The following is an 11,317-nucleotide window of genomic DNA, read 5'->3' as shown; positions in this document are numbered from 1 at the left end:
CTTTCTATAATTTTTTTACAAAAGAAATAAAATAGGCAAGCGCAATTTTTCTCGTAAATATCTTGCGCGAAAGCGCGGCCCTGACGCTTGGCGAAAGCCAAGCGCCCCAAGGGAAGGATAGCCATCCTAATCAAAGAATGCGCTATCCTCGGCGGTCAGATAGGGCTTGGCCTTCTCCGCATTGAGGGTCACACCGAGACCCGGAGCATCCCAGACTCCGATGTGGCCATCCACGACGATGGGGTCCGGCAGACCATCGACGATGTCGTACCACCAGGAGGGGTCGCCGATCGTATATTCGAAGGCCACATAATTGTGCGGAAGCGCCGCGCAGACCTGCACGAGCGCGGCAAGCCCCAACAGGCCGTTCGCCGTTCCGTGCGGCGCCATCAATATACCGTGCAGGTCAGCATATTCCGCGATCCATTTCAGCTCGGCAATGCCCCCGACATCGCAAGGGTCGGGCCCGATGATATTGACGGCCTTGGTCTCGATAAGCGGCTTGAAATTCTGTCTCAGATAAATCTGCTCGCCGGTGTGAATCGGCGTCGAGGTCGATACCGTCAGATCGCGATAGACATCCGCATTGACGAAGGGCGAATAATCGCCGGTCAGCATGTCTTCCAGCCAGACGAGGTTGAACGGCTCCACGGCTTTCGCAAAGCGGATCGCATCCGGCACGGTCCAGCCGGGACCGCAATCGAGCGCCAGGCCGATCTCGTCGCCCAGCTCCTCTTTCATGGCGGCGACGCAGGCGACCATGTGCTTGAGACCGCGTTCGGTGAGCAGGCCGCGATCATGGGCGCCATGCATCCCGCCGGCTTCCGGATCGCCATAAAAGAAATCCGGCACCTCGACCCGCATGCGGCTGTGAAACCCGATCGGCTGCTTGACGATGGTGAAGCCTTCCCTCGCCGCCTTCATCGCGCGGCAATTTGCGGCATAATCCTCCGGCATGAAGCCCGCCAATGGTTCACGGACTGCGCCATTATAAACGCGAACCCGATCGCGCACCTTGCCGCCGAGAAGCTTGTAGACCGGCAGACCGGCCGCCTTGCCGGCGATGTCCCACAGCGCCATTTCGATGATGCTGACGACCGCACCCCACGGCTTGAAGCCGCCACGCTGCCGGATGCGCAGCATGACACGCTCGACATCCGTCGGGTCCTGCCCGACGAGCGCGTCCCGAAAGGCAAGGACATAGGGCTTGAGAAAGGGCTTCCATGTCTCCGCCTGTGCGTAGCCGTCGATGCCGGCGTCGGTGACGATGCGGATGACGGGGCTCGAGCCGATGACGGCGCATTTGAGATCGACGATCTTCACCTTGCGCCCCTACAAACCGACCGAGCGGATGTGATCGATCGATCGCTGGGCAAAGCGCCGCCAATCGGTGGGATTGTCATGCTCCGTGACGATATGGTCGGCCCGGGTCTTGCGGAAGAGCGGCGCGAGTGTTGCCCAGTCGATGATGCCGTCGCCGGTCGCGACCCAGCCGTCATCGGCGGTCACTCCGCGAGGGGCTGTGTCCTTGGTCTGAATGGCAACGATGCGATCGGCATAACGCTCCAGTTCCTCGGCGGGATCGGCGCCGGCCCGCGTGATCCAGCCGCAATCGATCTCGAAAAGGACCTGCTCGCCGGCGCCGAGAATATGATCGATCGGCCTTGAGCCGTCCGCGAGCGGAACATATTCGAAATCGTGATTGTGCCAGGCCACCTTCAACCCGCGCCGCGCCGCGCGCTCGGCACCTTGCGCAAGCTGCTCGCCGATCCCCTTCCAGTAGTCGGCGGTGTCGAGGCGCTCCTCTTTCGGAACGAAGGGCGGAATCATATAGGTCGCACCGAGCGTCTGCGCGATCTCGATGAAGCGGCTTGGCTCGGCGACCAGTCCCTTCAGCGGCATATGGAACCCGAAGCAACGAAGACCGGCATCGTCGATCTGCCGCCGGAACAGCGCCGGATCGCTTTCATAGGCCGGAAGCCACGGCTCGATGGCATCGTAGCCAAAGGATTTCAGCACCGGAAACTGCGCGTGAAGCGGCGGGAAATTCCTGGACGAGTAAAGTTGATACGCAATCGGATAGGCCATGGATCTGCTCTCTGGGGGATGAACATCGAACGTGAGCGGCCCTCCCGCCAAGGAGGGCCGGCAACAATCAGCCTTGCGGCTCCTTGTCATTGTCGAACTCGAGCAGCTCGACCATGACGCCAAGGTCCTTGACCGTGTCGTAATAGGCATAGCGGCCATGACCGCCGTGGAACTCGCCGCGCTGCAGGAGCTGATGGCCCTTGCCTTCGAGGAAGGCATTGCGCTTCGTCAGATTGCGGGTGCGGAACGCGATGTGGTGGCAGCCGGGACCTTTCTCCTCCAGGAGGTCGCGCCAGGCGCTTTTCTCCGGCCCGGGCTGCAGAAACTCCACGTCGATGTTTCCGAACTTGAACATCATGATGCGGCAGCCGACGGCAGCCGGCTTGCCGTCATAAATCGCCTGCGCTTCCCCAGGTTCGGCAGCCTTGCCCTCCTTCGGCAGAGGCTTGCCTGTGAGATCGGAAAACCATTGCGCGGACTTCACCACATCGTCGGTGACGAAGCAGATCTGCATGACGGCGTCTTCATCGAGAAGTCTTGTATCCATGTCGCTTGTACCTTGTGTTCATGTTTCATGGCCGGTGCCGCAACGACGCTGCCGCGGCACCGGCCATGAGCTCGGGAGAAATTATTGCAGGATGGCCTGGTATTGCTCCTTGAGCGCGGCCACTGCCTGGTCCACGGTCATGTCCGGCTTGCTCCAGTAGTTGAAGGCGACGTCCCATATCGCCGACTGCCAGTCCTCATCGACCATCGAATGCGGGTTCTGCACCTGATGCGCGGGGTCCTTCAGCATATCGAGGACATTCCTGGAGCAGGCGTCCAGCGTCGACGGATCGACATCGGTGCGCACGGGCGTCGAGCCCTTCGCCGCCGCAAAGGCGGCATTGATCTTCGGATCGACGATGAGCTTGGCGAATTCGACCTCCGCAGCATCCTTTTCGGGAGACTGCTTGCCGAGCAGGCCCCAGGCATCGACCGTTATCGACAAGGCCTTTGCTCCGGGAATCTGGACGCAGCCGAAATCCTTGCCGGCTTCCTTGCCCGCCGCGCGCCACTCGCCCTTCATCCAGTCGCCATGGATCTGCATGAGCGCCTGCCCCTCGATCACCATATTGGTGGTCATGTTCCAATCGCGGTTGACGGAACCCGGATCGGCGGCCTGCTGGAATTTGCGCAGCCACTCGAACGCGGTCCGAAGCTCCGGCGCATCGAGGGCCGCTGCGTCCGGCTTCGGCCCGTAGATCCGCGTAAAGAGGTCGGCGCCGCCGATGCTCGCTACCAAAGCGTGGGTGAGATAGCCGACCTGCCATTGCTGGGCGCCGAGTGCCAGCGGCACGATGCCGGCTTTCCTGATCTTGTCGAAATCGGCGTACATTTCGTCCAGCGACGTCCATTTCGCAGGATCGACGCCCGCCTTCTTGGCCGCTTCGATATTGTAGTAAAGCATGCCGTCGACATGGATGCCGAGCGGTATCTTCATGATCTGATCGTCGACGGTGATCGACTGGACGACGGAAGACGGAAACTTGTCGAGCGCGCCATCCGCCTTGAAGACGTCGGTCAGCGGTCGGCCGAGGCCCATATTCGTCAGATCGCGGTAGACGCCCGGATTGTTCTCCGAGAACACGTTCGGCGGCTGGCCGCCCGTCACCAGATTCATGAGGTTGACGTTCGAGCCGGTGTCATGCGGGATGGTGATATCGATCCACTTGATCCCCTTCTCCTCTGCCGCCTTCTTCAGGACGTTGAGAGCAGCCACTTCCGCCGGCGACGACCATTTCTGGTAGATGACCAGATCCTCGGCGTGAACCATACTCGGGCAGATGGCGATGGTCGCCAGCAGCCATGCCTTTTTCCAGTTTTTCAGCATGCGTTCCTCCCATTAAAGCCGCCGCCCGCTCTGGGCGTCGAAAAGATTCAGTTTTGTCCTGGGGTAGGTCACGGAGACGATCTCGCCGGGTTTCAGCCTGGCGGCGCGATCCGGCTCGATACGCACCGCGATCAGGGACGAGCCGGTGCCGAGCGACAGGATCGCATCGGAGCCCGTGCGCTCGACGATGCGAACCGGCAGTTCCAGCGAGCAGGCCGCCGGAGACGATGGCTCGCCGATGACGAAATGCTCGGGCCGCATGCCGATGATGATCGCCTGGTCATGGGCCGGGTGTTGAGCCGTATAGGTATAGTCCGAAAGATCGAAGCACCGGCCGTCTGCGGCAATTGCTCCAGCGCGATCTCCCTCCCGCACGATCCTGGCTTCGACCAGGTTCATGGCGGGCGAGCCAATGAAGCCGGCGACGAACAGATTCGCCGGCTGCTCGTAGACCTCATCCGGCGTGCCGAACTGCTGGATCTCGCCGCCGTTCATCACGGCGATCCTGGTCGCCATCGTCATTGCCTCGATCTGGTCATGCGTCACATAGACGACGGTCGGCTTCAGCTCCTCGTGCAGCTTCTTGATCTCGAGCCGCATTTCGGTGCGAAGCTTGGCATCCAGGTTGGACAGCGGCTCGTCGAAGAGAAGCACGTCGGCATGTTTGACGAGCGCGCGACCGATGGCGACGCGCTGGCGCTGGCCGCCGGACAGTTGCGCCGGCTTGCGGTTCATCAGCGGTTCGAGCTGCAGCAGGCTTGCCGCCCACTTGATGCGCCGGTCGGCCTCTTCCCGCGGCAATTTCAGCGCCGAGAGACCGAAGCGCAAATTCCCCTCGACCGTCTTCGTGGGATAAAGCGCATAGGACTGGAAGACCATGGCCAGCCCGCGATCCTTGGGATCAAGCTCGGTCACGTCGCGTTCGCCGATCATGATACGCCCGCTGGACACGTCGACGAGACCCGCCAGCAAATTCAGCAATGTCGTCTTGCCGCAGCCGGACGGGCCGAGCAGCACAAGAAAGTCGCTATGATCGATCGCCAGATTGAGGCCGGAGAGGACACTGACCTCACCGTATTTCTTGACGATATGTTCGAAGGAAACACTTGGCATCCGTTGCCCTAACCTTTGATCGCACCGGCGGCGATTCCCTGCACGAAGAACTTGCCGAGGACGAAATAGATGAAGAGAGGGGGAATGGCGGTCAGCAGCGCTGCGGCCATATTGGCGTTGTAGGCGACAGTGCCCGTCGATACCGTCACCATGTTGGCGAGATTGACCGTCATCGGCGCGGCACCCAGGCCGCCGAACGTCACGCCGATCAGGTAGTCGTTCCAGATATGCGTCACCTGCATGATCAGGACGACGATCAGGATATTGCCCGACATCGGCAGGATGATCTCCAGAAAGATCCGCCAGAACGATCCCGAATCCATGATGGCCGCCTTGGTGAGATCGGCCGGGATATCCTTGTAGAAATTCCGAAAGATCAGCGTCAGGACCGGCATGGAGAGGACGGTGTGAATGAAGGCCACGGCCCAGAGCGAACCATAGATGCCCATGCCGACGGTAATGACGATCAGCGGATACATGATGATCTGGAACGGCACGAAAGCGCAGAGGAACAGCAGAAACAGGAACGCGCCCGTCCATCTCACATTCCACAGCGCCAGGGCATAACCGGTGACGGCCGACAGCGAAATCGAGGCGATCAACGAGGGGAACAGGATTGCCACCGAATTCCAGAAGCCGCCCCTCAGACCCGTACATGTGATGCCGGAGCAGGCCTGGCTCCAGGCATAGATCCATGGCTCGATCGTCCATTCGCGCGGCCACGAGAAGATGGCGCCCTCGCGGATCTGATCCATCGACTTGAAGGAGGTGACGATCAGCACGTAGAGCGGCACGCAGAAGAAGAGCGCTGCCATCGACAGGAACACGAGCACCGCGATAGAACGGCCTTTGATACGCTTCTTCGCCCTTGGAAACATGACCTGCGCCGGCGTTTCGGCGGTGACGGCCGACGACGACCTGAGGGCTGCAATATCGCTCATGCATGACCTCCTTTGCGGGCGGCGCGCTGCTGCCAGGCGGTCAGGGCCACCAGCGGCAGGAAGATCACCAGCGTCACGACGAGCATCATCGACGCGGCGGCCGAGGCGTAACCGAGATTGCTCTTCTCCGTCATCGCCTTGATCGTGAAATAGGCGGGAAGCCAGGTGGATTGGCCAGGGCCGCCATTGGTCATCGCGACGATGATGTCATAGGCCTTGATGACGCCGAGCGAGAGCAGGATTGCGCAGGTAAGAAAGGTGAATTTCATCATCGGGATGATGACCTCCAGATAGACGCGCCAGAGACTGACGCCATCGATTCGGGCGGCACTCCAGATCTCCTGGTTGATGCCCTTCAGGCCGGCGAGCATCAGGGCCATGTAAAAGCCGGAGCTTTGCCAGACGGAGGCGAGAATGATGGCGTACATCGCCGTCTGCCCATCGTTCAGCCAATTGAAGCTCACACCCGTAAGGCCGATGCCATGCAGGAAATTTTCGAGCCCCAGCTGCGGATTGAAAATCCAGCGCCAGGCGACACCGGTCACGATCAGCGAGACGGCGAGCGGGTAGAGGAAGACGGTTCGGAAGACATCCTCGCCTCGCCGCTCGCGCTCGATCATGGCGGCAAGAATGAAACCGAGCACGATGGCAAGCGCGCTGCCGATCGCCAGCACGAAGAGGTTGCGGAGCGATATTTCCCAGCCGGCATCGGCAAACAACCTGGTGTATTGACGAAATGGATTGGACCAGTCGATTTCGTATTCCGGCAGGCGGCGGCTGCGGGTGAACGAAAGCACGACGGTCCAGACGATCGATCCAATAAACGCGACGACCGTGATCAGCACGGCAGGCGCAAGCGCAAGCTGCGGGGCGACCCGGCTCCATCTCAATGCCATCTATTTTCCTCCGATCAGCGAGTACGGCCTCCTCCGGCGCTTGCACATCCTGATATTAACGTTAATACTAGCGGCTTCTCGATAGGCGTCAAGCATCTATTTGCCGATCGGGAGTCTTTTGGAGGAGACATCATGACGGATTCGATTCCGCGATTGGGCTTTGGGACATGGGCAAGGACGGGCGCGGACGGCGTTGCCGCCATTCTCTACGCGCTCGAAACAGGCTACCGCCACCTCGACACGGCGCAATCCTACGGCACGGAACAGAGCGTCGGCGAGGCCATGCGGCAAAGCGGGCTGAGGCGGGACGAGATTTTCGTGACGACGAAGATCAAGGTGGACAATCTTAGTCCTGGAAAACTGCTGCCATCCCTGCGGCAAAGCTGCGACACGATCGGCGTCGATCAGGTCGACCTGACCCTGATCCACTGGCCGGCACCCCACGGTCGCATCGAACCGGAAGTCTATCTCGAACAACTTGCCGAGGCGCGGGAGGCGGCGCGCACACGGATGATCGGCGTCTCGAACTTTACCATCGCCCTGCTGGAAAAAGCCGAGGCCATTCTTGGCAAAGGGGCTGTCGCCACCAACCAGATCGAGCTCAACCCTTTGTTCCAGAACCGCAAACTCGCGGACCACTGCAACAAACGCGGCATTCTCGTGACCTGTTACCAGCCTGTCGCGCAGGGCCGCATGGGCGATATCGAGCAGATGCGGCTGGTTGCGGAGCGGCACGAAGCAACCGTCGAGCAGGTCGCGCTCGCCTATGAACTCTCCAAAGGCTATGCCGCAATTCCAACCTCGTCGAAACCCGAACGCATCCGGTCGAACTGGCAAGCACACATGCTCAGCTTGACCGCTGCCGACATCGAGACGATCGACGCACTGCCGCAGAGTTTGCGCGCCATCGATCCGCCCGGCGCTCCGCTCTGGGACTAGCGGGACCGGATTCCCAACCGCCAAACCTTCCCAAGGAGATCGCCAAAAACATTGCTTCCTTGCCATATGCAGTATTATCGTTAAATCAACCACTTCGGAGACATCACATGGAAGACATTACCGGCCTCGGCCACCTCGCCATCAAGGTCAAGGACCTCAGTGCGTCGCTGGATTTCTATCGCGACAGGCTTGGTCTTCAGGAAATGCACAGGCTCGAGCGCGCCGACGGAACGCCGTGGATCGTCTATCTGCGCATCACCGATCGCCAGTTTCTCGAACTGTTCCCCGGCGCCGACAGCGACCGCGCCCCAGGGCCTGATGCCAACGGCACCAACCATTTCTGCCTGACGATTGACAATCTGGACGTTGCGGCGGCAAAGCTGGAGAAAGCCGGCATTGCGCTCACCTCGCCGATCAAGTCCGGGCTTGACGGGAATCGTGGCGCGTGGATCGAAGATCCGGACGGCAACAGGATCGAATTGATGGAAATGGCGCCGGATTGCCTGCAATACAGAGCGATTGCCGCTCTGAAACAGCCAACGGTGTGACAGGAGTCGAATTTGCATGGCAAAGCCTGCGGCGCGCTTGAAGGATATCGCCGATAAAACCGGATTTTCGGTGAATACCGTGTCGCTGGCTTTGCGAGGCAGCTCGCGCATTCCCCCTGAAACCCGCGCCCTCATCGCGAATGTGGCGCGCGAGCTGAACTACCTGCCCAATTTTGTCGCCACATCGCTGGTGCGGCGGGAAACCCGTTCGATCGGGCTGATCCTGACGGACCTTTCAAATCCGGTGCTCACCGCGGTTGCGCAAGCCGTGGAAGGCGAACTTTCCAAGCGTGGCTACACGACCCTCTTTGCGACCTCGAACAACGATATCGCCGTCGAGGAAAAAATGATCGAAACCTTCCGGGCCAGGCGGGCGGATGGCATGCTGGTATTTCCCTGCAGCCACCGCCGCCTGGACCATATCCGCAAGCTGCGCGCGCGCAACTATCCAGTCGTTCTTCTCGTCGGCGATCCGGATGCCGGCATCGATGCCGTCTGCATGGATGAGCGGATGGGGGCCTACAAGGCTGTCGGCCATCTTCTGAGCAACGGCCACCGCCGCATCGTCATCATCGACGGCGGCACGAAGCTCGGCAATTCGGAGAAGCTCGAAGGCTATATGCAGGCCCACCGGGATGCCGGGGTTGAGATCGACACCGCGCTTTTCGTCAAGCCGAGCGGCCACTCGGTCGCGCATGGCTACTGGGCCGCGGATACGATCTTCAGCCAGCGGCTCGGCGCGTCCGCCATTTTCGCCACCAATGATTCTTTGGCGCTCGGCGTTCTGCGATATTGTGCCCGAAACAACATTCGTGTCCCTGACGATATCGCACTCATGGGCTTCGACAATATCGAATTCGGCGAGTATGCCGTGACGCCGATCTCGACGGTCGACTATAATGTCGAGCGCGTGTCGGCCATGGCCGTGGAGCGCGTCGTCGATCTGATCGGCGCGGAGGCGGACTTACCGCCACCGCGCGTAACCCTGATCGAACCTGACCTTTTGATACGCCAGAGCTCGAATTCGACCCTTCGCGGCTGAGAGCCGTAGCAAGCCTGTTCAACCCGCCGCCAACGGATAGCGGACATAGGCAAAGGCACTGGAATCGGGCGCCCAGGAATTCACATTGGTGCTGCCCTGGCCGCCATTGAACGCATCGAGATCTCGCGCCTTGCCGCCGTCTGCGGACATGAACCGCAGGATCACGTCCTTGTCCGCGGGATGACCGATCGTTCCCACCGGATAGCTCAAATATACGAGATCGCGGCCGTTGGGTGCCGGATGCGGGAACCAGTTTACGCGCTCGTCATGCGTCAGCTGTTCCAGTCCAGTGCCGTCGGGACGCATGCGAAACGCCTGTGCATGACCCGGCTGTGTCGCTGCCGCTTCGGAATTGAAATAGATCCATTGCCCGTCCGGCGAGAATTCGGAGCCGTCGACAGGGCAAGCGCCATCGGTCAGGAACACGTCCTGGCCGCCTGCGGCCGGAATGGTGCAGATGCGCGTGAAGACGCCGCCGCCTTCGCGGCGCTCCAGCCCGACATAGGCCAGGGTAGCGCCATCCGGAGAAATCCCATGCAGGTAATATTTGAAGCCGCGCGAGGCCTCATGCTCGTTGGAAACGCGCTGCGGCGTCCCGCCCTCGAACGGCACGCGATAGAGATGGCCGTCATTGGCGCTGACGAAGAAAGACCGCCCGTCCGGCGAGACGACATGGTCGTTGTTCAGATTCTCGACCGGCGCCGTATTGATGCGATGCGGGCCATCCTGCCCATCGGGAGAGATGCGAAAGAGGCGGCCGTCGCCATTGTAAACCAACCACTTGCCATCGGGCGACCAATTGGGTGCTTCGATAAGCTCGCCGGTTTCGTAGATCACACGCGCCGTCGATGAGGCAATGTCGAAGACGACGAGCTCGCTGATCTGACGCGGCAATAAACGTCGGGTTTCCGGTTCCGGGCGCATGGATGGCATAGTCTCTCCTCCGTTTGGATTAACGATAATACAAGCAGCTTATGCGATCCCTTTTCCATCAACAACCACTTAATGGATGCAACCCACCGACGATGTCGGCGATCACCTTGCAAAGCAGGTTTAGAAAAGGATCCCACCTCTCGGCGCCAATGGAAATCGTCACGCTCGCCGCTGGTTCGGCTGAAAAAAGCGCTCGCATCTCACAGGCCTACGCCACCGCGATCTCTCCGTCCCGGCGGAATTCACAGCGAGCGACAGGCGGCGGGCGAGACCGAAACCTGCGTCTCTTTCACAGGGAACCCCAGGCGGGAACCGGAGGATCGCGCGCAGATATGGATCTCCGCACCGCTTTGCCACGGCACGAATTGACGCATTGCGCTTGCCATGAGCCTGCCCTATGACTGCAGGCCTTATCCGCGAGATGCGGTGGCGGGGACAAGAATGCGGAAGACAATTTCGCGAACATGGCAGTGGAGCGCGCGCATCGTTTGCGCCGTGGCGCTGTTGCTTGTCGGCTTCGCCCATCAGCCGGTCGTTGCGACGGCGGATGAGATATCCCCGATAGAGCTTGCCCAGTACCGGCTGCCGGATGGGTCGCTGCCCGTCCTCTGCATCACCTACAGGGATGCCGACGGCAAGGTGCATGGGAAAGCTTATGCGCCCGGCTGCGAGGCATGCCGGATCGCTTCGGCTGTGGTGCTGCCAGCACCTCCGACCGAGATTTGCGAACGTCTTGCCTCCCCTCGCGGAGAGGCCGTCGCCGCGAAAGCGGAGGCCTTCCATCGGCAGCTTTATCCGCCGAACACCGGCCCGCGAGCGCCGCCCATCCTCGACATCGTTGGCTGAACCGGCGTCGCGGCTTTCGTCCTGACGCCCGCCGTCAACGGCTGCCGTCATGCGCGACCCCTCGGGTCGTAAATCTGAGGATGGGCACGCCCAGCTGA

The 11,317-nt window shown here is 60.8% G+C and carries 12 protein-coding genes; 4 read left to right on the top strand and 8 right to left on the bottom strand.

The features are described from left to right. Positions 1–126 precede the first annotated feature (126 nt). The 7 genes from ACQZ6J_RS15885 to ACQZ6J_RS15855 form a co-directional block, all read right to left on the bottom strand. The gene (locus ACQZ6J_RS15885; RefSeq protein ID WP_449084763.1) at positions 127–1,323 is read right to left on the bottom strand and encodes a mandelate racemase/muconate lactonizing enzyme family protein; all 1,197 of its coding nucleotides are present in this window, start codon (positions 1,321–1,323) and stop codon (positions 127–129) included. A 9-nt stretch (positions 1,324–1,332) separates the two neighbouring features. Then, on the bottom strand, positions 1,333–2,088 hold the full coding sequence (locus ACQZ6J_RS15880) for a sugar phosphate isomerase/epimerase family protein (RefSeq protein WP_449084762.1): 756 nt from the start codon (positions 2,086–2,088) through the stop codon (positions 1,333–1,335). A 67-nt stretch (positions 2,089–2,155) separates the two neighbouring features. After that, positions 2,156–2,635, bottom strand: a complete 480-nt coding sequence (locus tag ACQZ6J_RS15875) for a VOC family protein (protein WP_449084761.1) — start codon at positions 2,633–2,635, stop codon at positions 2,156–2,158. An 81-nt stretch (positions 2,636–2,716) separates the two neighbouring features. Next, the gene (locus ACQZ6J_RS15870; RefSeq protein ID WP_449084760.1) at positions 2,717–3,961 is read right to left on the bottom strand and encodes an ABC transporter substrate-binding protein; all 1,245 of its coding nucleotides are present in this window, start codon (positions 3,959–3,961) and stop codon (positions 2,717–2,719) included. Between the two features lie 12 nt (positions 3,962–3,973). Beyond that, positions 3,974–5,074, bottom strand: coding sequence for an ABC transporter ATP-binding protein (locus ACQZ6J_RS15865; RefSeq protein ID WP_449084759.1), 1,101 nt, complete (start codon positions 5,072–5,074; stop codon positions 3,974–3,976). Between the two features lie 8 nt (positions 5,075–5,082). Next, positions 5,083–6,015, bottom strand: a complete 933-nt coding sequence (locus ACQZ6J_RS15860) for a carbohydrate ABC transporter permease (RefSeq protein ID WP_449084758.1) — start codon at positions 6,013–6,015, stop codon at positions 5,083–5,085. After that, positions 6,012–6,911, bottom strand: a complete 900-nt coding sequence (locus ACQZ6J_RS15855; RefSeq protein WP_449084757.1) for a carbohydrate ABC transporter permease — start codon at positions 6,909–6,911, stop codon at positions 6,012–6,014. The genes ACQZ6J_RS15860 and ACQZ6J_RS15855 overlap by 4 nt, the downstream gene beginning before the upstream one ends. A gap of 132 nt (positions 6,912–7,043) precedes the next feature. Between ACQZ6J_RS15855 and ACQZ6J_RS15850 the strand changes: the two genes are divergently transcribed. From ACQZ6J_RS15850 to ACQZ6J_RS15840, 3 genes are all read left to right on the top strand, one after another. Next, a complete protein-coding gene (locus ACQZ6J_RS15850) occupies positions 7,044–7,850 on the top strand; it encodes an aldo/keto reductase (protein WP_449084756.1) in 807 nt (268 codons plus the stop codon). 107 nt (positions 7,851–7,957) lie between these two features. Continuing rightward, positions 7,958–8,398, top strand: coding sequence for a VOC family protein (locus tag ACQZ6J_RS15845; protein WP_449084755.1), 441 nt, complete (start codon positions 7,958–7,960; stop codon positions 8,396–8,398). 16 nt (positions 8,399–8,414) lie between these two features. Then, positions 8,415–9,440 (top strand): LacI family DNA-binding transcriptional regulator, encoded by a 1,026-nt coding sequence (locus tag ACQZ6J_RS15840; protein WP_449084754.1) that lies wholly within the window; start codon positions 8,415–8,417, stop codon positions 9,438–9,440. Between the two features lie 18 nt (positions 9,441–9,458). On the opposite strand, the gene ACQZ6J_RS15835 is transcribed toward ACQZ6J_RS15840, so the two are convergent. After that, positions 9,459–10,373, bottom strand: coding sequence for a TolB family protein (locus ACQZ6J_RS15835; RefSeq protein WP_449084753.1), 915 nt, complete (start codon positions 10,371–10,373; stop codon positions 9,459–9,461). A gap of 441 nt (positions 10,374–10,814) precedes the next feature. Here ACQZ6J_RS15835 and ACQZ6J_RS15830 point away from each other — a divergent pair, with 441 nt between their 5' ends. Then, entirely contained in the window at positions 10,815–11,219 is a 405-nt protein-coding gene (locus tag ACQZ6J_RS15830) for a hypothetical protein (RefSeq protein WP_449084752.1), read from the top strand. The last annotated feature ends 98 nt before the right edge of the window (positions 11,220–11,317 follow it).

The sequence above is a fragment of the Rhizobium sp. A37_96 genome (assembly GCF_053521765.1).
This window is presented reverse-complemented; position numbering and strand designations above follow the sequence as displayed.